The 21,504-nt window shown below is 67.4% G+C and carries 18 protein-coding genes; 9 read left to right on the top strand and 9 right to left on the bottom strand.

The window, feature by feature from the left end:
- Positions 1-45 precede the first annotated feature (45 nt).
- The gene (locus tag OE647_RS03330) at positions 46-699 is read right to left on the bottom strand and encodes a TetR/AcrR family transcriptional regulator (protein ID WP_263720232.1); all 654 of its coding nucleotides are present in this window, start codon (positions 697-699) and stop codon (positions 46-48) included.
- Between the two features lie 117 nt (positions 700-816).
- On the opposite strand from OE647_RS03330, the gene OE647_RS03325 reads away from it, so the two are divergent.
- Positions 817-2,853 (top strand): NADH:flavin oxidoreductase, encoded by a 2,037-nt coding sequence (locus OE647_RS03325; RefSeq protein WP_263720231.1) that lies wholly within the window; start codon positions 817-819, stop codon positions 2,851-2,853.
- A gap of 60 nt (positions 2,854-2,913) precedes the next feature.
- On the opposite strand, the gene OE647_RS03320 is transcribed toward OE647_RS03325, so the two are convergent.
- Entirely contained in the window at positions 2,914-3,978 is a 1,065-nt protein-coding gene (locus OE647_RS03320) for an FAD-binding oxidoreductase (RefSeq protein WP_263720315.1), read from the bottom strand.
- A gap of 13 nt (positions 3,979-3,991) precedes the next feature.
- The gene (locus tag OE647_RS03315; RefSeq protein ID WP_263720230.1) at positions 3,992-5,227 is read right to left on the bottom strand and encodes an aromatic ring-hydroxylating oxygenase subunit alpha; all 1,236 of its coding nucleotides are present in this window, start codon (positions 5,225-5,227) and stop codon (positions 3,992-3,994) included.
- A gap of 236 nt (positions 5,228-5,463) precedes the next feature.
- Here OE647_RS03315 and OE647_RS03310 point away from each other — a divergent pair, with 236 nt between their 5' ends.
- Genes OE647_RS03310 through OE647_RS03300 form a run of 3 tightly spaced genes read left to right on the top strand, consistent with a single transcriptional unit; the run spans position 5,464 to position 8,191 of the window.
- The gene (locus OE647_RS03310) at positions 5,464-6,132 is read left to right on the top strand and encodes a TetR/AcrR family transcriptional regulator (RefSeq protein ID WP_263720229.1); all 669 of its coding nucleotides are present in this window, start codon (positions 5,464-5,466) and stop codon (positions 6,130-6,132) included.
- Positions 6,129-7,433 (top strand): phenylacetate--CoA ligase family protein, encoded by a 1,305-nt coding sequence (locus OE647_RS03305; protein WP_263720228.1) that lies wholly within the window; start codon positions 6,129-6,131, stop codon positions 7,431-7,433. The genes OE647_RS03310 and OE647_RS03305 overlap by 4 nt, the downstream gene beginning before the upstream one ends.
- Positions 7,430-8,191, top strand: coding sequence for an enoyl-CoA hydratase/isomerase family protein (locus tag OE647_RS03300; protein ID WP_263720227.1), 762 nt, complete (start codon positions 7,430-7,432; stop codon positions 8,189-8,191). Before OE647_RS03305 ends, OE647_RS03300 begins: the two co-directional genes overlap by 4 nt.
- On the opposite strand, the gene OE647_RS03295 is transcribed toward OE647_RS03300, so the two are convergent.
- The 6 genes from OE647_RS03295 to OE647_RS03270 all read right to left on the bottom strand — a co-directional run bounded on the left by OE647_RS03295 (position 8,188) and on the right by OE647_RS03270 (position 15,530).
- A complete protein-coding gene (locus OE647_RS03295) occupies positions 8,188-9,390 on the bottom strand; it encodes a glycosyltransferase family 4 protein (protein ID WP_263720226.1) in 1,203 nt (400 codons plus the stop codon). The two genes, OE647_RS03300 and OE647_RS03295, sit on opposite strands and share 4 nt — an antisense overlap.
- Positions 9,387-10,433, bottom strand: a complete 1,047-nt coding sequence (locus OE647_RS03290) for a Gfo/Idh/MocA family protein (RefSeq protein ID WP_263720225.1) — start codon at positions 10,431-10,433, stop codon at positions 9,387-9,389. The genes OE647_RS03295 and OE647_RS03290 overlap by 4 nt, the downstream gene beginning before the upstream one ends.
- Before the next feature lie 21 nt (positions 10,434-10,454).
- Complete coding sequence (locus OE647_RS03285) at positions 10,455-11,609, bottom strand: Gfo/Idh/MocA family protein (RefSeq protein ID WP_412174923.1); 1,155 nt, start codon at positions 11,607-11,609, stop codon at positions 10,455-10,457.
- A 298-nt stretch (positions 11,610-11,907) separates the two neighbouring features.
- On the bottom strand, positions 11,908-13,518 hold the full coding sequence (locus OE647_RS03280) for a GMC family oxidoreductase (RefSeq protein WP_263720223.1): 1,611 nt from the start codon (positions 13,516-13,518) through the stop codon (positions 11,908-11,910).
- Positions 13,519-13,562: 44 nt separating this feature from the next.
- Positions 13,563-14,552, bottom strand: a complete 990-nt coding sequence (locus OE647_RS03275) for a quinone oxidoreductase family protein (RefSeq protein WP_263720222.1) — start codon at positions 14,550-14,552, stop codon at positions 13,563-13,565.
- A 111-nt stretch (positions 14,553-14,663) separates the two neighbouring features.
- Entirely contained in the window at positions 14,664-15,530 is an 867-nt protein-coding gene (locus tag OE647_RS03270) for a LysR family transcriptional regulator (protein ID WP_263720221.1), read from the bottom strand.
- 92 nt (positions 15,531-15,622) lie between these two features.
- Between OE647_RS03270 and OE647_RS03265 the strand changes: the two genes are divergently transcribed.
- From OE647_RS03265 to OE647_RS03245, 5 genes are read left to right on the top strand one after another with little or no spacing between them, the layout of a single operon-like run.
- Positions 15,623-17,074, top strand: a complete 1,452-nt coding sequence (locus tag OE647_RS03265) for an aldehyde dehydrogenase family protein (RefSeq protein WP_263720218.1) — start codon at positions 15,623-15,625, stop codon at positions 17,072-17,074.
- A complete protein-coding gene (locus OE647_RS03260; RefSeq protein WP_263720216.1) occupies positions 17,071-18,078 on the top strand; it encodes a dipeptidase in 1,008 nt (335 codons plus the stop codon). Before OE647_RS03265 ends, OE647_RS03260 begins: the two co-directional genes overlap by 4 nt.
- A 3-nt stretch (positions 18,079-18,081) precedes the next feature.
- Positions 18,082-19,758, top strand: a complete 1,677-nt coding sequence (locus tag OE647_RS03255) for a hypothetical protein (RefSeq protein WP_263720214.1) — start codon at positions 18,082-18,084, stop codon at positions 19,756-19,758.
- Complete coding sequence (locus OE647_RS03250) at positions 19,755-20,453, top strand: DUF3726 domain-containing protein (RefSeq protein WP_263720213.1); 699 nt, start codon at positions 19,755-19,757, stop codon at positions 20,451-20,453. Before OE647_RS03255 ends, OE647_RS03250 begins: the two co-directional genes overlap by 4 nt.
- 30 nt (positions 20,454-20,483) lie before the next feature.
- A complete protein-coding gene (locus OE647_RS03245; protein ID WP_263720212.1) occupies positions 20,484-21,464 on the top strand; it encodes an Ldh family oxidoreductase in 981 nt (326 codons plus the stop codon).
- Positions 21,465-21,504 lie beyond the last annotated feature (40 nt).

Here is a 21,504-nt window from a genome sequence, read left to right as displayed (position 1 = left end):
CAAAAGCCATTCCGTGGCGGTCCGCCGCGCGAACCGCGCGTCGTGTCAACGCGGCTCTGGCTGGTATCCGAGTCCCGCCTGGAAACGCGCCATTTCCCGTTCGCTCGGGGTCTGACCCGAATAGGTTTTGACGTAGGCGGGGATGCGGGCCATCCGGGTGGCGAGGCTTTCCGTCACCTGCATCGAGATATAGCCGATCTGGACCAGGTAGACGGTTCGCGCGCGCACGTCGGCCTCTGCCCCCGTCAGCCCGAAGCGTTCGAACATGCCCCTGATCGCTGCCAGCCGGCGTTCGTCCGCCGCGGCCACGCGGGCCATCACGGCGTCGGACTGATGCGCCCAGCCCCGGATCGCGAAATCAAGGCGCGGCTGGAAGCGGGTGTCATCCAGAAACACGCTCAGAAGGTTCAGCACCGCCTCGGTGATCGTCTCGGCATAGGCGTCGCAGGCGCTGACAAGGGCCGCGGTGTTGGTTTCATCCCAATGTTCGAGCAACGCATCAAGGATTGCGGCGCGATCCTTGAAAAACCAGTAAAAACTGGTGCGTGACAGGTTAAGCTGACTGGCGAGCGGCTGGATCTTCACCGCCTCGATCCCGCTTTCCAGAAACGCTGCCTTCGCAGCCTCAAGCCAGCCCTCGCGGGAGCCGCGCCAGCCGGTCGCCTTTCTGTCTTCGTCACATGCGTGCGCGTCATCCATGGCACAAGCATACTGCGCCGCCGCAGCCCGCTCAATCCAAATCAACACTCATGAACTTTTTCTTGACACAGGTGAACATTTTTTGGATTTTGCCTTCATATCGATAGGGAGCCCCCGATGTCCAACGACCCGCTGCTTCAACCCTACCAGCTCAAGCACCTGACGCTGAAGAACCGCCTGATCATCACCAGCCACGAACCGGCCTATCCCGAGGATGGCATGCCCAAGGCGCGTTACCGGGCCTATCACGCAGAGCGTGCCAAGGCTGGGGTTGCGATGACGATGACGGCGGGCTCGGCCTCGGTCGCGCGCGACAGCCCGCCGGTCTTCAACAACATCCTGGCCTGGAAGGACGAGGTCGTGGGCTGGATGAAGCAGCTGACCGACGAATGCCACGACCACGGTTGCGCGGTGATGATCCAGCTGACCCACCTTGGCCGCCGCACGCGCTGGGACAAGGCCGACTGGCTGCCCGTCGTCTCCCCCAGCCATGAACGCGAGCCCTCGCACAAGGCCTTCCCGAAGAAGGCCGAGGATTGGGACATCGCCCGCATCATCGAGGACTACGCCGACGCCGCCGAGCGGATGAAGGAAGCCGGCCTCGACGGGATCGAGCTTCAGGCCTACGGCCACCTGATGGACCAGTTCTGGTCGCCGCTGACCAACGACCTCGACGGCCCCTATGGCGGCAGCCTCGACAACCGGCTGCGGTTCACCTTCGACACGCTGAAAGCGATCCGTGAGCGTGTCGGGCCAGAGTTCATCGTGGGCATCCGCTACACGGGGGACGAGGACATGCCCGGCGGTCTGACCAAAGCGGACGGGCTGGAGATCTCGCGACGCCTGAAGGACAGCGGGATGGTCGACTTCCTGAACGTCATCAAGGGCCATATCGAAACCGACGCGGCGCTGACCGACGTGATCCCGGTTCAGGGCATGCGCAGCGCGCCCCATCTGGACTTCGCGGGCGAGGTGCGCGCCGCGACCAACTTCCCGACCTTCCACGCCGCCAAGATCCAGGATGTCGCAACTGCGCGCCACGCCATCGCCTCGGGCAAGCTCGACATGGTGGGCATGACCCGCGCCCACATGGCCGACCCGCACATCGTCGCCAAGATCATGCGCGGCGAGGAGGAGCGCATCCGCCCCTGCGTCGGCGCGAACTACTGCCTCGACCGGATCTATCAGGGCGGAATGGCGCTTTGCCTGCACAACCCCTCGACGGGCCGTGAACTGGAACAGCCGCACGCGATCGCCAAGGCGGAAACCCGCAAGCGCGTCGTCATCATCGGCGCGGGACCGGCGGGGCTTGAGGCGGCGCGCGTCGCCGCCGAGCGCGGGCATGAGGTCATCGTGCATGAGGCCGCGAACGATCCGGGCGGCCAGGTGCGCCTGACGGCGCAAACCCCGCGCCGGGCCGAGATGATCCAGCTGATCCAGTGGCGGTTCGAGGAATGTACACGCCTTGGCGTGACATTCCGCTTCAACAGCTTCGCCGATGCCGACACCGTTCTGGCTGAAAAGCCCGATGTGGTGATCGTCGCCACCGGCGGCCTGCCCCATACCGAGGTGCTGGAGGACGGCAACCCGCTGGTCGTGTCCACCTGGGACATCCTGTCGGGCGACGCGCAACCGGGTTCGAACGTGCTGATCTATGACGACGCGGGCGACTATCCCGCGCTTCAGGCGGCCGAGAAGATCGCTGCGACCGGCGCCAAGGTCGAGATCATGACCCGCGACCGGACCTTCGTGCCCGAGGTTATGGCCATGTCGCTAACCCCTTCCATGCGTGAACTGCAAAAGCGCGACGTGACCTTCACGGTCACCTGGAAGCTCGACGCGGTGCGCCGCGACGGCAACGAGTTGATCGCGACCCTGGGCAGCGATTACGGCGGGGTCAGCCGCGAACGTCGCGTGGACCAGGTCATCGTCAACCACGGCACGCGGCCGCTCGACGATCTCTACTTCGACCTGCGCGACGGTTCGGTCAACCAGGGCGAGGTGGACTACGAGGCCATGGTCGCCGGCCAGCCGCAGACCGTCACGCGCAACCCGGAAGGCGCCTACCAGCTTTTCCGCATCGGCGACGCGGTCGCTGCGCGCAACACCCATGCGGCGATCTACGACGCGATCCGCCTCGTGCGCCACGTCTGACGAAAAAGCCCGGCGCGGGAACCACGCCGGGCTTTCACTTCTGAACGGAAATCGCTGCCCTCAGGCGTCGACCTCCACCGTTCCGATCGGCTTCGAGCAGCAGGCCAGGATATAGCCCGCCTCGATATCTTCCTCGCTGATACCGCCGTTGTGCACCATGAGGACCTCGCCCGAGATCTTCTTGACCTTGCAGGTCCCGCAGATCCCGAAGTTGCAGCCCGAAGGCACCGGCAGACCCGACCCCTTGGCGACCTGAAGCACGGTGTCCGTCTCGGAGCAGTCGACCGAGATACCCGCGCGGGCGAACCGGATCTCGGCGCGCGCCTCGTCGGCGGGGACGAAGTCGTCGAAGACCGTGATGTCCTCGACCGTCTCGGCAGGCGCGGCGAAGGATTCCTGGTGGTACCGGCCCATGTCGTAGCCGAGCGAGATCAGGATCTCGCGCACCGCGTTCATGAATCCCTCGGGCCCGCAGCAATAGACGTCGCGTTCCAGGTAGTCGTGGCACATCAGACCCAGCATCAGCTGGTTGAAGGTGCCGCGATAGCCGGTCCAGACCTCGTAGGGGTCGCTGTTCTGCACCACGAAGTGCAATTGCAGCCCGCTGATGCGGCCGGCCATGAACTCCAGCTTGCGGCGGAAGATCAGCTCGACCGGCCGGTTGGCGCATTGGATGAAGCAGATGTTGGGGTCCTCTCCCCGCTCGAAAAGCGTGGTGGCCATCGACATCATCGGCGTGACACCCGACCCGGCGGAGATGAACAGATACTTCCCGTCCGGCTGCCGCGGCAGATGGAACAGGCCCGCAGGCCCGAAGGCCTTGATCCGCATCCCGGGCTGCAGGTGATCGAGCATCCAGCGCGTGCCGATGGAATCCGCCTGAGCCTTGACCGTCACCGTTATATAGGCGCTCGACACCGGAGAGGAGGAGATCGTGTAGGTGCGCTGCACGTTTCCGCCCGGCACCGGCAGGTCCAGCGTGATGAACTGGCCCGCCCGGTAGACGAAGGTCGCACCCGAAGGCGGGCGGAAGGAAAAGGTCTTCACGCCCGGCGCCTCGGGGATCACCATCACACATTCAAGCGGCTCGCTGTCCTTCCAGACCGGCGTGTCTTCGCGGGGCATCGGGATCATGGCGTTACTCCGCGGCGACGGCTGCGCGGCCGACAAGGCCGGCCTGAAGCGAACGGCAATACCAGTCCACGAACTGGTTCACGCCGCCTTCTTCGACTTGGCTGTAGGGGCCGGGCACATAGGCCGGGGTGTTGATGCCTTTCTGGTTCTCCTCGACGATGCGGCGGTCCTCGTCGTTGGTGGCGATCCAGACCTCGGTCAGGCGGTTCAGGTCATAGTCCACGCCCTCCACCGCGTCCTTGTGGACCATCCAGGTGGTGGTGACCTCGGTCTCCTCCGGCCCGATCGGCAGCACGCGGAAGGTCAGGACGTGATCCGACAGGAAGTGGTTCCAAGTGTTCGGGTAATGGAAGTAAAGGCAAGAGCCTGCGTTGTCGAAAGGCATCGAGCCCACGCGCTTGGTGACCGCCGCCTTGCCGTCCATCGTATAGCTGACGCCATTGCCCAGGAACGGGATGCGGACAAAGCGCCACTGCTCGGACGGGGCAATCGCGTATTTCGAAGGCAGGCCCGCAGCCTCGCAGCGCTCGACATGCGCCTTGCCCATGTTCGAAGAGGTCGAGTCGTCCGCGCCGACCAGGTTCGGGTCGTCGGGGAAGGTCACGCAAAGCGCCGGGTGGTTCGCGCTGCAGTGGTAGCATTCGCGGTTGTTTTCCAGCACCAGCTTCCAGTTCGCCTTCTCGATGATCTTCGACTGGTGGGCGACCTTGAGGTTCGACAGGTCGTGCGGCGCGAGGTAGCGCGCCGCCTGCGCCTCAAGCGCGGCGGTGTCCGGCGCCTCCTTGCCAAGGCAGATGAAGATCATGCCCTGGATTTCGCGGCAGTGGACAGCGCCAAGGCCGTGGTCGCCGGGCTTGAAATCCGGTCCCATCTCGCGCGCCCAGAGAAGACGCCCGTCCAGTTCGTAGGTCCATTGGTGGTAGGGGCAGACGATCTTCGGAGAGGTTCCCTTCTCGGCCGAACAGATCCGGCTGCCGCGGTGGCGGCAGGAGTTGTGGAAGGCTCGCGCGATGCCGTCCGCGCCGCGCACGACGATCACGGAATAGGTGCCGATCTGGACCGTGACATAGCTGCCGGTCTTGGGCAGTTCGGGACCGGCCACGGCGTAGATCCAGTCCTTGTACCAGATCTGTGCCAGATCGGCCTCATAGGCGCCGGCGTCACGGTAAAAGGCTTGCGGCAACGAGTGCCACGGGCGCCGGGTAAGGAGGAGAGAGAGGACCTCGGAGTTCGTCATCATGCGGGCAAAGCCTTCGGCTGAGGGGCGTTGGAATCTGGGCGCACAATGCGCTTCTCAGGCCAATACAGAAATGCTGAAACCGTCATGATCGCAGCCAAATCTGACACGCCGCTGCATCGCACAGGGCGCGGCCACCGCGGCCGCGCCACAAGGACGAAGCGCCCCGCCGCACGGGACGCTTGACAAATATAAAAACAAATATGATATCAGTATCAGTTTTTTGGATGAGAGCGGCCATGGGCCTTCCGGATCAGCGCCAGACGCCCTCGAACGGTCAGCCCTCGGGCTTCGCCGACTGGATCGCGCGCGGCCGCGACGGGATGCGCAAGGGCGAGCGGACGCGCACCGACCTTCTGGTCGCCGGCGCCGGTTTTCTTGGCGCCCATCCGCTTGACACCCTGACCGTCGCCGCCATCTGCAAACACGCCGGGATCGCGCACGGCACCTTCTACCTCTACTTCTCAGACAAGAGCGCGCTGGCGAGCGCCGTCCTCAGCGCCTTTGTCGATCACCTGCAGGACCGCATGCGCGCCGCCGCGCGCCAGCCCGGCGACGCGGTCCGCAACACGACCGCCGCCTATCGGCGCCTGTTCGAGGAAAACGCAGGCTTGATGAAATGCCTTGTCGTGGGTGTCGATACCTTCCCCGAGGCCCGCGCGGCCTTCCAGCGGCTGAACCGGGAATGGGTTCAGACGGTGGTCCGCTCCTCCCTGCGCCGCCACGCGGGTGCCGCGCGGTCGGAGGAGGACCTGACGCGCCGGGCCTACGCGCTTGGCGGCATGGTCGATCAGTATCTTTCCGCCCTTTTCATCACCGGCGACCCCTGGGTCGGCGCCTTGTCCGAGGATCGCGAGGCGGTGCTGGAGATGCTCACCGATCTTTGGAAACGAGGCATGGCGCCATGAGCCTGATCGACAACGGACACCGCATTCCCCTGTCGGACCTGACAGAACACCGCCAGGCCGCCTGGGAACGGCAGGGCAGCTACGTCGCCCGGCATTCGGCCTTCTACCAGCGGATCTGGAACGGCAAGACCCCGCCCCGGCGGCTGGCGGATCTGGGCGAACTGCCCTTTTCCGACAAGGCCGACCTGCGGCTGTCGCAGCCCGCGCACCCGCCCTTCGGCGACTACCTGGCCGCGCCCCGCGACCGGGTCAGCCGTCTGCACCGCACCTCGGGAACGACGGGCCAGGCGATGAACCTCGCGCTCAGCGCGCGCGACTGCGAGGTGACGGAGATTGTCGGCGGCCGGGCGCAGGCGCTGGCGGGGCTCAGGCCCGGAATGATGGTCGTGCATTGTCTGAATTACCAGATGTGGATGGGCGGGCTGACCGACCACCTGACGCTGGAGCGGACGGGCGCGACGGTGGTCCCCTTCGGCGTCGGCTCAACCGAGCTGCTGGTGCGCACGATTCTGGAAACCGGGATCACCGCCATTTCCTGCACGCCCTCCTACCCCGCGGTGCTGGAACGTGTGGTGGCCGAGAAATTCCCCGGCCTGAGACCCGCCGACCTGGGCCTGAAGCTCGGGTTGTTCGGGGGCGAACCGGGGCTGGACGATCCGGCCTTCCGCCAGCGGTTCCGCGACACCTGGGGGATGGAGGCGCGCAATTCGAACTACGGCGTATCGGATGTCTTCTGCAACTTCGCGGCCCAATGCGAAGACGACACCGCGCTGCACTTCGTCGCCCATGACGTGCTGCATGCCGAACTGATCGACCCCGATACCGGCGCCCCCAGGGTGCTTGAGGCCGGTGCGGAGGGCGAACTGGTCCTGACCCATCTGGAGCGCGAATGCCAGCCGCTGGTCCGCTTCCGCACCGGCGACATCATCGCCGTGGACGCGACCGAGACCTGCCGCTGCGGCTGCGCTGGCTTCCGCTTCCGCGTCATCGGACGGTCGGATGACATGGTGGTTGTGCGGGGTCTCAACATGTTCCCCACCATGGTCGCGGCGGTCGTCACCAGCTTTGCCGAGCTTTCGGGCGATTACCGCATCGTTCTGGACAGCCCGCCGCCTTACGACGCGCTGCCGGTCCAGGCGGAACTGGCAAAGGGCCGCGCCGACGACGGCACGCTGGCGCTGCGGATCGAGGCGGCCTTCAAGTCCAAGCTGGGTGCCACCGCCCGGGTGACCATCGTGCCTTCGGGCACCTTCCCGGTGACCGAGGGCAAGACCAAACGCGTGATCAGGAGCCATCCATGACCGATTTCACCTACGACACGATCCTGTCGACCATGACCGGCGAAGGCGTGCGGACCATCGCGCTGAACCGTCCCGGCGCGCTCAACGCCATGAACCGGCGGCTGATCGACGAGGTGGCGCTGGCTTTCGACGACGCCAACCGCGACCCTGCCACCCGCGCCATCGTCTTCACCGGCGAGGGCCGCGCGTTTTGCGCGGGCGACGATCGCCACGAACACGTCCACCCCGAGACCGAGGAAGAGGCGCGCGCCCTTGTCGATGCGATCCAGCGCGCGACCGTGGCCATCGTCTTCGGGGCAAAGCCCGTTGTCGGCGCGATCAACGGCTGGGCGGTCGGCGGCGGCTTCGAGTGGGCGATCAACTGCGACTTCCCGATCTGGGCCGAAAGCGCCAAGGCATTCTTCCCCGAGGTTTCGCTCAATCTTTTCGTGACCGGCGCGGTGACATCGCTGCTGCCCGCGATTGTCGGCCCGGTGAAGGCGAAGGAGATGCTGTTCTTGGGCCAGCGCTACACGGCCTCGGAACTGAAGGACTGCGGCGTGGCCTGGCGGGTCGTGCCGGATGCCACGCTGAAGGAAGAGGCAGGCAGGGTTGCGGCGCAACTGGCCGCGCTGCCGACGCTGTCGGTGCGCGCGATGAAGCGGGTTCTGAACCAGGCCACCGCCGGCGGCCTCAACCGCGCGCTGGAACTTGAGACCGACGCGACCGTCGCGGGCTTCCTCGACCCGGAAACGACCCGGCTTCTGAAGGCGTTCTAGCCCCCCCGCGACGCCAGGATCAGGTCGCGCAGTTCGGCGGCGTTGCGGTCCTGGTCGTGCAGACGCTCGACCCGCGCGCGGCCCTCGCGGCCCATGGCGGAAAGCGTCTGCGGGTCTGCGGACAGAAGCGCGCGCAGGCAGGCCTCAAGGCTCGCCTGATCGCCGGGCTCGGCCAACCAGCCGCAGGCGGCGTCCACGAGCTCCGGGATGCCGGTGATCCGGGTCGTCAACACCGGACGGCCGAGCGCGAAGGCCTCCATGATCACGATCGGCAACCCCTCGGCGAGGCTCGGCAGGACCAGCGCGCGCGCGCCCGCCAGCGCATCGGCGACCTCGGGGTTCTTCTTCCAGCCGGCCAGTACCACGCTTTGCCCCAGGTCAAGCGCCGCCATGCGCGCCTCGATCGGCGCGCGCAGATCGCCGTCCCCGATCAGGACCAGCCGGGCCCCGCGGAAGTCGCGCGCAACCGCCGCGAAGGCCTCCACCAGCAGGACCTGCGCCTTGGCCTCGCACAGGCGCCCGACACAGACGAGCGTTTGACTGTCCGACACATCGCCGGGAGGGGCGAAGTCGCGCAGATCGAGGCCGCAGCGCACGACACGGATCTTGTCCGCATACTTGCCTTCGGTGAAGCCGTTCACAACCGAATGGCAGTAGTCGCTGATCACGGCAATCAGGGTCGCGTGGCGCACCTTCGCGGTCAGAGAGTTCTCCGCCATTTCCCACAGTTCGTCGGGGCCGTGGATGGTCATGCTGTAGCTGGGTCCACCCATCAGGAAGGACAGCAGCGCGACCGTGGCGGAGTTGGTGGAGAAATGCGTGTGCAGGTGGTCGATCCCTCGCCGCGACGCCTCGGCCTTCAAAAGCACAGCTTCGACGAAATAGGCAACATGCTTCAACCGCTTGCCCCGTGCGGGCCGCGCCAGGGAAACCGCCGAGGCAAGCCCCCGGAAAAACCCGCGCGGGTTGCAGACCAGTTCGCCCAGAACCTGCCCCAGCATCTTGGGCACGCCCTGGCGCAACAGGTAGTAGGTCCTGTCCGCATCCGCGACATCGCGCGGATCGACAAGCCCCTGCCCCCAGGGCCGGATCGCGAAACGGTCGATCGCCACCCCTGCCCGCTCATGGGCCTCGATCTCGCGGCGAATAAAGGTCGTGCTGGTCATCGGGTAGGCGTTGAGGAAATAGCCGAGCTTCATGGGGCCGCCGTCCCTGGCGCCGTCCCGCGCGCGGCTTCCGTCAGCGCGGCGATGCTTTGGCTCAGCGCGTGGGGAACAAGGGCGCTTTCGCTGCGCCCCGCCTCGACTGCGGCCTTGAACTCCGTCAGGATCGGGACGTAGCAGGTGGCACCGTAGCTCAGGAAGGCGCCCCGCGCCGGGGCCCTTGCCTTGAGCGCGCGCAGCATCGGCAGGGCCTTCAACCGCGACTTCAACCCCGCCCGCGCCCCCTGCGCGCCGCCGGACAGGTCGGCAGCCTTCCAGGACAGGATCTCGGGAAGCAGCGACCCGGGCGCGAGGCTGGCCAGACCCTCCGGCAGCGCGACATCCAGCCGGTTGGGGCCAAGCCGATCGAAGGACAAGGTGATAAAGGATGCGCCGCCGCCCTCATGCGTCAGCCGCAGGTCCGCGCTTGTGTCCAATCCATCCGCGCGGCGGGTGACGTGAACCTCTTGCGACTGCACGGGGCCGTTGATGGCGATCGCCGCCGCATAGCCGTAGACGGCCCGGTCCAGAAGGACACCGCCCTGTCCGGGATTGAAGTAATGCGCATCCTCGGACGCGATCAGGGGCATGGAGAAGTCGAAGAAAAGCTGGCCGCCCGCGTCGCCGGCCCGCGCCCGGACCAGGTCCCGAAAGGCCCGGTAGGCCGGAAGGGCCAGCGTCCAGATCGCCTCCATCACCAGAACGCCGTCGGCACGCGCCTTGCCCAGGATCTCGGCGCAATCGGCGGAGGACAGCGTCAGCGGCTTTTCACACAAGACCGGAACCCCGGCCGCGATCGTGGCGCGCAGGTAGGACGCGTGGATGCCAGGCGGCGTCGCGATATAAAGCGCGTCGATCCCGCCCAGCGCATCGCCCAGATCCTCGGTCGCGCGGGCGCCGGGGGCGTGCGTGTCGCAGAACGTCCGGGCGCCCGCGACGCGGCGCGACAGGACCGCGCTGACCGTCAGCCCCGGCACATGCCGGGCCGCGCGGGCCATCTCTGCCGCCATTCCGCCGGTTCCGACTATTCCGAGGCGCATTGGCCCGTCCCCTCGCTTGGCCTACCGCAGCTTCTGTGCCCAGCCCAGCGCGGGCAACGGGTCGCATGCGGTCTGCATCATATACGTTTCGCTAGCCTCGCCCGCGTTCTGCAGATGCAACGCGGCCTCCGTCACATGCAGGGCCAGCCGGTCGTCGCAGCGGTTCGTGTCGCCCTCGTGAAGAAAACGGAACATCTCCTCCGCCCCCAGAAGGAAATCCATCGACGCCGAGCCGCGGCGCCTGGCCCGGCGCCGTGCCGGACCTTCCGCCAGCCTAATGCGCCGGGGCAAAGGCGCCTCCATCAACCGGCGGCGCATGACGAAGCGGCGGCGGAAGCGGACCTTGGCACTGTTGTCCCAGGTGTCGCGGACCTCCAGCGTGCCCTTGTCGCCGGTCATCAGAAGCCGATGATCATGTGGCGCGACGATGCTGCAGGTCAGCCGCACGACCTGCCCGGCGCGGAACTTCAGGATGCCGATCGACATGTCGGGTACCGTGCAGCCGCCCTCCAGCCCCTTGTCGATCGTGGCAGCGGAGAACGCGGTGATGGAATGGATCGAGCCGAACATCGCAACGAGCCAGCTTAGCACGTAGCCCGCGTGTTCCAGCGTGCAGCCGGTGCGCATCTCATTCTCGTAGGGCCAGGGCGCGCCGCTTTCACTCAGCCACTTCTGGTGCGGGGCCTGCGGGATGTAGCCGTCGTCGAGTTCGGCATAGACCAGCCGGACCGGCCCGCAGACCCCGGCACGGGTGGCGGCGGCAAGGGTTTGGGCGGCCTCGGACAGGTAGCTGCACGGCGCACCGCCAAGAAGCCTCCCGCGACTGCGCGCCAGGTTAACCAGGTCTTGCGCTTGAGCCAGATCCATCGCCAACGGTTTTTCCGAATAGACGTGGCGGCCGGCCTCAAGACTGGCGCGCGTGACCGCGTAGTGCGCGTCCGGGTTGGTCAGGTTCAGGACGATCCCTTCGCCGGGCAGGGCATCCAGCACCTCGGCAAGCGAGGCGAAGGGCCTGAGGCCCCAGTGCCGGCAGAAGGCGGCAAGCCGCCCCTCGCGAATGTCGAAGGCGCCGACGACCTCGATGTCCGGGTGCAGATCGCGCGACCGCATGTAAAGGTCGGCGACATAGCCGGTCCCGACAATCGCCACCGCTTTGCGGGCAACTTCCAAAGACACACACCCTTTTCACAAACACCGGATCGAATGGGCGAGAGTAAGCATCTTGCCGGGAACGAGACAATCCCCCTGCCCCTTCACCACGGGAGCGCGCATCAGGACGGGCCGGCGCCAGAGGCCGCATCTGGGCGCCATCGTCATGCATCGGCCACAAAACGCAGGATTTCAGAGCCTTGGAACGCGCAGCGCGCCTATCTGAGAGCATGAGATCCGTTGGCCCGCGCAGTTTCACAGGCAAGAAAAGTCTTGCCGCGTGCGCGGGATTGTATCCCATTCGGCACAAATCTTGACGGCAGCCCTAGGCGCTCCGGTCGGCCAGGATCATCGCGGCCCCCTTTTCGGCGATCGCCATCGTCGGCGCGTTGGTGTTGCCCGAAGTGATGCTTGGCATGACCGAGGCATCGACGACCCGAAGGCCGCCCACACCGCGCACGCGCAGGCGGGGGTCCACGACCGCATCCTCTCCCGGCCCCATGGCGCAGGTACTGACCGGGTGGAAGATGGTCGAGGCGTGCTGCATGGCCGCGACGACCAGTTGCTCGTCATCCGTCAGTTCGGCGCCGGGGCGGACCTCCTCCGGCGCATAGGGGTGCAAGGCGCGCGCCTGCATCAGCCGCCGCGTCAGCCGAAGCGCCGTCACCATCTTGCGCCGGTCCTCGGGCGCAGAGAGGTAGTTCGGGTCGATCGCGGGCGCGTCCAGTGCCTCCGGCGTGACCGCATGGACCGAGCCCCGGCTTGCGGGGCGCAGGTTGCAGACGCTGGCGGTGATCGCGGGAAAATCATCAAGCGCGCCGCCGAACCGCTCAAGCGACAGCGGCTGGAAATGATATTGCAGGTCCGGAGAGGCGACATCGGGGCCCGAGCGGACAAAGGCCCCGAGCTGGCTTGGCGCCATCGACAAGGGGCCCGTGCGGCGCAGCGCGTATTCAAGGCCGATCCGCGCCTTTCCCAAAAGACTGCCCGCCAGCGTGTTCAAGGTCTTGGCGTTGCGGACCCGGAAGACCGGGCGCATCTGCAGATGGTCCTGGAGGTTCTCGCCGACATTCCGGCTCTCGGCGAGGACGGGAATGCCAAGCGCGCCCAGCCGCGCCCCCTGCCCGATGCCCGAAAGCTCCAGCAGCTGCGGCGAACCGATCGCGCCGCTGGACAGGATGACCTCGGACCGGGCGGTGACGGTCCGGGTTTCTCCGCCGATGCGCAACGCGACCCCGGTTGCGCGGCGCCCCTCGAAGACGACACGCAGGACATGTGCCTCGGTCAGCACGCGAAGGTTCCCGCGGGCCCGCGTGGGTCTCAGAAACGCCGCCGCCGCGCTGACACGGATGCCCTGTCGCTGGGTCACGTCGAAATAGCCCACGCCCTCATTATCGCCGCGGTTGAAGTCCTCGGTCGCGGGAATACCGCTTTCGACAAGCGCCGCGCGGACGGCGTCAAGGATCTCCCAGCGCAGGCGCTGCTTTCGGATCGCCAGTTCTCCGCCCGCGCCGTGCAGGTCGCTTGCACCCGCGTGGTAATCCTCATGCTTGCGGAAAAGCGGCAGAAGATCGTCCCACCCCCAGCCGGTATTGCCCATCTGCGCCCAGCCGTCGTAATCGAGCGCCTGGCCACGAATGTAGATCATGCCGTTGATCGAGGAGCAGCCGCCCAACCCCTTGCCGCGCGCGTAGTTCATGCGCCGCTTCTTCAGATCGGCCATCGGCGTCGTCTGAAAACACCAGTCCGTGCGGGGATTGCCAATGCAATACAGATACCCCGCCGGGATGTGGATCCAGGGGTAGGTGTCGCGCTTTCCCGCCTCGATCAGCAGCACGCGGCTCTGCCCGTCGGCCGAAAGGCGGTTCGCCAGAAGGCAGCCCGCCGTTCCCGCGCCGACGATGATGTAGTCGAAATCCCCCAGGTCCGTGGTCATGCCGTTCCGGTTCTCCGTTGCGCGGCTTGGGTCCGTGCCGCGCCTCACGGCAGCAGGACGACCGAGCCCGTTGTCCGGCGCGCCTCAAGCTCCGCATGCGCGCGCGGCGCGTCTTTGAGGGCGAAGGTTGTCATCGTGGGCACGGCGATCGCACCCGTGCCGATTGCCTCGAAAAGGCGCGCCGCGCCTGCCTCGTACTCGCCGCGGTCGGCCGTGTAATGCGCGATCGAGGGCCGCGTGACGAAGAGAGAGCCCTTGCCGCCGAGTTCCGCGACCTTCAGCGCGGGCACCGGGCCTGAGGCCTCGCCGAAGCTGACGAGCGTTCCGCGCGGGCGCAGGCAGTCGAGCGAGCCTGCGAAGGTATCTGCGCCGACCGCGTCGAAGACCGCGCGCACGCCCGTCCCGCCGGTCAGCTCGCGCACGCGGGATGGGAAATCCTCTTCGCGGTAGTTGATCACATGGGTGCAGCCATTCGCCCCGGCGATCTCCACCTTGTCGGCCGAGCCGACCGTCCCGATGACCGTCACGCCCTTCTGGCGGAGCCACTGCGCGGCGATGGACCCGACCCCGCCCGCCGCAGCGTGCCACAGCACCGTTTCGCCCGGAGCGACCGGGACGCAGCGGTGTATCAGGTATTCGACCGTCAGCCCCTTGAAGATCAGCGCCGCCACCGTCTCCGGCGCGAGCCCGTCCGGGAGCTTGAGCGCCCGGGCAGCGGGCAGGTTGCGCGCCGTCGCGTAGGCGCCGGGCGGCCCGCCGACATAGGCGACGCGGTCGCCAACCGCGAAATTCGCCACCCCCTCGCCCAGGGCGGTGACGATGCCAACCCCCTCAACCCCAAGGCCCGAAGGCAAGGGCAAGGGTGGGGCATAGACGGCCGTCCGGTGATAGATGTCGATGTAGTTCACCCCGATCGCCAGATGGCGCAACTGGACCTCTCCGGTCGCCGGCGGGGCCAGATCGACCTCTTGCCAGTGCAGGACCGATGGATCGCCAAAGCCCGAGATCCGGAAAGCCGATGCCGTCTGCGCCATGTGATACCTCCGCCCGGGCCGTTTTCGCCGCCGCCGCGATCCCCCTTGGCGGAATCGGGCCCAGCCTTGGCACCATGACACAAAATCGCGCCAAGGCCATGGCCGGGGGCCCTAAAGCAGCACATCCCAGAACGCCTGTGCGGCCGGTCCAAGCTTGCGGTCAGCCCGACAGATCATCCGCAACGCGCGCCGCGTCGGCGGATCGTCGGGGCGGACGAAGCCGATGGCGCTGCCCAGGATCGGCACGGCCCCTTCGGGCAGGACCGTCGCTCCCAGCCCCTCGCGCACGAAGGACAGAAGCGCGGTGGTGTTGCGCGCCTCCAGGTTGCAGGCCTCCAGCAGGCGGGCGACCACGGGACTTTCAACCATCGAACAGAGCGGGTTGGAGATCAGCGGCTCCAGCGCCAGAAGCGACCAGGAGGGCGCGCCTTCGCCCTCCGCAAGCGCGCGGGCGATCGGGCCGTCCGTGCGGTAGACGATCCCCAGCCGGTCGGCGGCGACCGTGACGCCCTCGCCCGGTTCGTCGACCGCAGCGGACAGGATGCCGATATCGGCCTCGTCCAGGCGGATGCGGCGGCGGACGGAGGCGGAGTCGAGGTCGCTGATCTCAAGCCGAACCTCGGGGTGGGCGAAGCGGAACCGCGCGATGGCGCCGGGCAGAAGCGTGGCGATGATCGAGGGCACGGCCGCGATCCTGACCGTTCCCGCGGTCGAGGCCGTCAGCCGCCGGATCGCGCCCATGCTGCTGTCGAACACGTCCGTGGCGCGCACGGCCTCCTCCAGGATCATCTCGCCCAGCCGGGTCAGGCGGTTCTTGCGGTCGGTCTCGAACAGCGGCGCGCCGATGTTTTCCTCCAGCCGCGCCAGCGTCATGGAGACGGCCGAGGGCGTCCGGCCCAACAGATCCGCCGCATCGGCCAGCGCCCCCTGCTCCGCCACGACCCGGAAGGTGCGCAGCATCTCCAGCTTGATCGCCATTTCATATTTCCTGAAATAATATTCAATTGTTTCAGATTGCCTGAATATCCTGTCTGCGTCTAGTGTCCTGCCCAAAGGATCAGGAGGACGAGATGGCGGAAACGAACGGTCTTTACATCGCGGGACGTTGGCAGGACGGCGCTTCGACGGTCGAGAACGTGAACCCCTCGGATCTTTCGGACGTGATCGGCGCCTTCGCCCAGGCCGACAGCGCCCAGCTTGACGAGGCGCTTGCCGCCGCACGCAGGGCGCAACCCGCCTGGTGGGCGGCTGGCGTTCAGAAGCGCCATGACGTGTTGATGGCAATCGGCAACGAGCTCATGGCGCGGGCCGAGGAAATCGGCCGCCTGTTGGCGCGCGAGGAAGGCAAGCCGCTCGCCGAGGGCAAGGGCGAGGTCTACCGCGCCGGCCAGTTCTTTACCTATTTCGCCGCCGAGGCCCTGCGCAACCAAGGCGATCTGGCCGAAAGCGTCCGCCCGGGGATCGAGATCGACGTGCGGCGCGAACCGGTGGGCGTGGTGGCGATCATCTCGCCCTGGAACTTCCCGGTGGCGACGCCCGCATGGAAGATCGCGCCCGCCCTCGCCTTCGGCAACGCGGTGGTCTGGAAGCCCGCGAACCTGACCCCCGCGAGCGCGATCGCTCTGACCGAGATCATCGCGCGCCAGGACATTCCGGCGGGTCTCTTCAACCTCGTCACCGGGCCGGGCCGCGCGGTCGGCCAGCGGCTGGTCGAAAGCCGCGACGTGGATGCGATCAGCTTTACCGGCTCGGTCTCGGTCGGGCGCGGCATCGCCGCCAGCGCGGTGGCCAACATGACCAAGGTGCAGATGGAAATGGGGTCGAAGAACCCCATGCTGATCATGGACGACGCCGACCTGGACCTTGCCGTCGCGCACGCGGCGAACGCGGCCTTCGGCGGCACGGGGCAGAAATGCACCGCCGCCTCGCGCCTGATCGTGCACGAGGCCGTCCACGACGCCTTCGTCGAAAAGCTGGTCGCTGCGGCTCAGGCCCTGAAGGTCGGCCACGCGCTGGAGGCTGGTACGCAGATCGGACCCGTCGTCTCGGCCGGGCAGCTGGCGCAGAACCTCGACTACATCGCCGTCGGCAGGGCCGAAGGGGCGGAACTGCTCTGCGGCGGTGAGCGGCTGGAACGCCCGACCGAGGGCTACTACATGGCGCCCGCCGTCTTCGCCGGGACCCGCAACGACATGCGCATCAACCGGGAAGAGATGTTCGCCCCCGTCACCTGCGTGATCAAGGCGGGCAGCTATGGCGAGGCCCTTGCCATCGCCAACGACAGCGACTTCGGCCTGACCGCCGGGATCATGACCTGCTCGCTCTCCCGCGCCAGCCACTTCCGCGCCAACATGCGCGCGGGCTGCGTGATGGTGAACCTTCCGACGGCGGGCACCGATTACCACGTCCCCTTCGGCGGGCGCGGCGCGTCCTCCTTCGGCCCGCGCGAGCAGGGCCGCTACGCGGCGGAGTTCTACACCACCGTCAAGACCGCCTATGTCGCGGCCGGGGCGCCCGAATGACCGCGCTCATCGACGGGCTGCAATACGCGAACTGGTCGGAAAAAATCTTCCGCCAGATGCGCGCAGGCGGCGTGGATGCGGTGCATGTGACTATCACCTATCACGAGACGTTCCGCGAAACGGTCCTCAACATCGAACGCTGGAACCGCTGGTTCGAGCGTTTCCCCGACCTGATCTTCCAGGGCCGGACCGCCGCCGACGTGACGCTGGCGCGCAAGACCGGACGCACGGCGATCTTCTTCGGGTCGCAGAACCCCTCCTGCATGGAGGACGACATCGGCCTGGTCGAGGTGCTGCACACGCTCGGCCTGCGCTTCATGCAACTGACCTACAACAACCAGTCGCTGCTGGCCTCGGGCTGTTATGAGGCCGACGATACCGGCCTGACCCGCATGGGCCGCGCCGTGGTGTCCGAGATGAACCGCGTGGGCCTGGTCGTTGACATGAGCCATTCGGGCGAACGCTCGACGCTTGAGGCGATCGAGCACTCCACCCGCCCCATCGCGATCACCCATGCCAACCCGGCAAGCTGGCACCCCGCACTGCGCAACAAATCCGAAACCGTGCTGCGGGCGCTTGCCGAAAGTGGCGGCATGCTGGGCTTTTCGGTCTACCCGCACCACCTGAGGGGCGGCAGCGCCTGCACGCTTCAGGATTACTGTGAGATGATCGCACGCACCGCCGATCTCATGGGGATCGAGCGGATCGGGATCGGCACGGATCTTTGCCAGGACCAGCCCGACAGCATCGTCGAATGGATGCGCGTCGGCCGCTGGACAAAGACCATCGACTACGGCGAAGGCAGCAAGGACGCGCCGGGGTTCCCGCCGATGCCGGACTGGTTCGAGGGCAACCGCGACTTCGGGAAGATCGCGTGGGGCCTCGGCGAAACGGGGATGACCGCCGCGGAGGTTTCGGCTGTGATGGGCGGCAACTGGTTGAGGTTCTTTGCGGAAGGCTTCGGCCCCGCCACGGGCCCACGCGCCCACCAGAAAGGGGCATGACCGATGACCGATACCACCGCCAGCCAGCTCGAAGCCCCGGCCATCGGCCTGCGCCCACCGGAAACGGTCATGCGTTTGGCCAGGATGGGATCGGCGCATCCCACGCGGCTGTCGTTCCTGCGCGTGCTGCTCAGGCGGATGCGGGACGAAGGCTGGCGCTTCGACCGCCCGGTCTGGGAGATCGACGGCAAGGGCGTGGGCCGCGCGGTCTACCGGGCGGTCGGTCCCGTGCGGACCTATAGCCTTGTGGCCTTCGCCCATGACTTGCCCGACGCCATGCGGTCGGACAGGGTGATCGCCACCGCCTGGGACGCAACCTTCGCACTCTTCGACGGCACGCCGACGGCGGCGGACCTGGACCGACTGCAGGCCAATGTGCCCTTGCAGGAAGCCGGCCGCATCTCGGCGCGCGAGCTTTCGCTCAGCCGCGCCAACCGGTCGGTGCGGCTTTGGGCCCATGTCGTGGAGAGCCTGGCCGCGGGGCGCCAGCCCGATCCGGCCGAGATCGATGCCGTGGGTTACCTGATGCGCACCACCGCGGTCTACGGATCCGGAAAATTCGGCGCCGCGGACCGACGCGACATCGCCGAACGGCCCGAATTGCAGGGCCCCTTCCAGGCCGAAATGCTGTCGGTCTGGCTGACGCGGCAATTCACCGTGGACATCGTCGAACATCTTGCGGCGGCGAAGGGCGGCGACCAAGCCGCTCGGCTTGCCCCTGAAATCAAGCGCCGCCTCGGCGTCGGCAATTCCACCGGGCTTGGCATGGCCCCTTTCCTGGTGCGCCATCCCCTGCTCTTGAACAACTGGATGGCGATGCGTGAGGCCGCGCTCGCCCGCGTCCGCGCGCTAACCGGGGTTGGCGCCCAGGCCATTGAACGCCTGCGCCACGCCTACGCCCAAGCTTGCGAGAACGCCGAAAGCTGGCATTCGGACCATCCGATCCAGATCGCGAAGCTGCGTGACCTGCGCGATGACCTGGCCCGGATCGGCGCGCGGCTGCAATCCTTCCCCGGCGACGCGGCGCACCCCTGGGACGCGCTGTGGCGCTGGGGCGAAGAAACGCTGACGCTCGAAGGGCAAGAGATGCTGTTCGCCCTGCTGATCGAACCGCACGGCGACCTTGTTGACGATCTTGCCGCTGGCATGAGCGCGGAGGAGGACCCGGCCCATCCGATCAACGGCGCCATGTCTGTCGCGTCCTTCCGCGCGATCCTGGCGCAGCGGTACGCCTGGGCCTTGGCCATTGACTTCGACCGGCCCGAAAACGCGGCGCGCTTCTGGTATGTGTCAGAAGAAAAGTTGGAACCCCGGCTGGGCGAACGCGCGACCGAAGCGGGGGCCGAGCGCGAGCAGCCGCTTTGCACCGCCCGCCTTGTTGCGGAGCTTCACGCCGCGCTGGCAGGGTGGCCCGACCAACGGCCGCTCGCGGCCTTCCTGCTGGCCCATCCCGAACACCGTTACATGGCGCGGCGCGTCCAGATCGCCGCCGACCATCCCTATGCCGAGGTGCAGGACAACCTGATCGCGGCCGACATGCTGCCCATCGACCTGATGCGCTGCAAGCTGGCCTTCTTCGGCGCAAGCCATTTCGACCCGAGGTCGGATAAATGGGTGCGCATCAGCCTGTTCCAGGGCGCGCCCTATCCGCTCGATATGCAGGGAGGGGCAGCTCAATGACGCTGGAACCGAACGACCCGACGGCCTCGGGCCCGTCCTTCCCGGATGCGGGTGCCGCCGTCGTCCTGTCGCGCAACGAAATCGAAAGCCTGTGCGCCAAGGCGGCCCGTGGCGCTGGGATAAGTTGGGGCGATGCCGAAGAGGCGGGGTTTGCCGCGGGCTGGCTCCACGCCCATGGCCTCGACGGGTCGTCGGTGCTGCTGACCCACCTCGAAACCGGCGCGGCTAATCGCCCGATCGTGGGCCAGGGGCACTGGCGGCCCGCCGGTGCGGGGCCGCTTTGCCCGATCGCGACCGGCGCCACGCTCAGCGATTATTGCACCCTGCCCGAGGGGGCGTTGGGCGGGGGCGGCCTGACGGTCGAGGCCGTGGCCAGCCCGGTGCTGCTTTTGCCGTTCCTGTCGCGGAATGCCACCCGGCTGGGCCACGGGATCGCGGTCAGCTTTCCGGGCGGCGCGGTCATCGTGGAGGGTGCAGGGGCCATCGCGGGTGACCTGGGCCTGCTCGTGGCGCAGGGGACGGCAACGCTTTTGATGAAACCCTGCACCAGCGCTGCGGCTGCGCCACATCGCGCACCGGCGGGCTGCGTCGGCACGGTGCTTGCGCGGCTGAATCGGCTTGCAATGCAGACAACGGTCCCGCCCTCCGATCGCTCGCGGGGCGACGCGGGGTCTGGCACCGACGACAACGACTGACCAGGAAAATCTGAAAAAGCGGGGCAAGCCATGCGGATCAGCATCGAGGACATCGCGCGGATAAGCGAGCGGGCGCTTCTGGCGAGCGGAGCCGGCGCCTGGCAGGCGGCCGAAGTCGCGCGCGCCGTCGCCCGCGCCGAGGAAACCGGCAACGTGATCTGCGGCCTTTACTACCTGGAAAGCTATTGCCGGCAACTCGTCTCGGGCCGGGTCCTCGGTCGCGTTGAGCCCAGCGTGTCCGCCCCGCGACCGGGCGCGGTCACGGTGGACGCCCGTTTCGGCTTTGCCCAGCCCGCCTTCGCACGCGGGCTGGACCCCGCGATTTCGGCGGCGCGGGCCTGCGGCATCGCCAGCCTGGCGATCTGTCACTCGCATACCTGCACATCGCTGGGATATTTCACCGAACAGATCGCCGCGCGCGGGCTGATCGGGATCGGCGTCACGAATGCCTCGGCCATCGTCGCGGGACCAGGCGGCAAGCGGCCGGTGATCGGGACCAACCCCATCGCCTTTTCCATCCCCGGGCCGGATGGCATCGCCATGCATGCCGATTTCTCGACCGCCGCGGTCGCGCTGGGCAAGATCACGCGCGCGCAGGCCGCGGGCGAGGCGATCCCGCCGGGCTGGGCCGTGGACCGAGACGGAAACCCCACGACCGACCCGGCCGCCGCCCTTGCCGGATCGCTGGTCAGCGCCGCTGGCTACAAGGGCTGGGCGCTGGGGCTTCTGATCGAGTTCCTGGCGGCGGGGCTGACCGGATCGGTGAACTCGCTCGGCGTTCGAGGCCTGAAGGCCGAGGCCGGGCCGCCACATGACCTGGGTCAGTTGTACATCCTGATTGACCCCGAGACACATGCCAACACCCTGGCCGACCGCATCGCCCGCGTCGCAGATGCCATCGCCGAGGATCCGGACGTTCGCATTCCGGGCCGCAATCGCCGAACCCTGGACACGGTCGAGGTGGCGCCCGCACTTTGGGCGCTGGTGCGAGGGCTTGCCGGCGAAGGCTGAGGGTCTCCCCGAACGCCTTGCTTCCAAACCGCGCACGACG

The sequence above is a fragment of the Albidovulum sediminicola genome (assembly GCF_025751575.1).
Lineage (GTDB): Bacteria > Pseudomonadota > Alphaproteobacteria > Rhodobacterales > Rhodobacteraceae > Albidovulum > Albidovulum sediminicola.
This window is presented reverse-complemented; position numbering and strand designations above follow the sequence as displayed.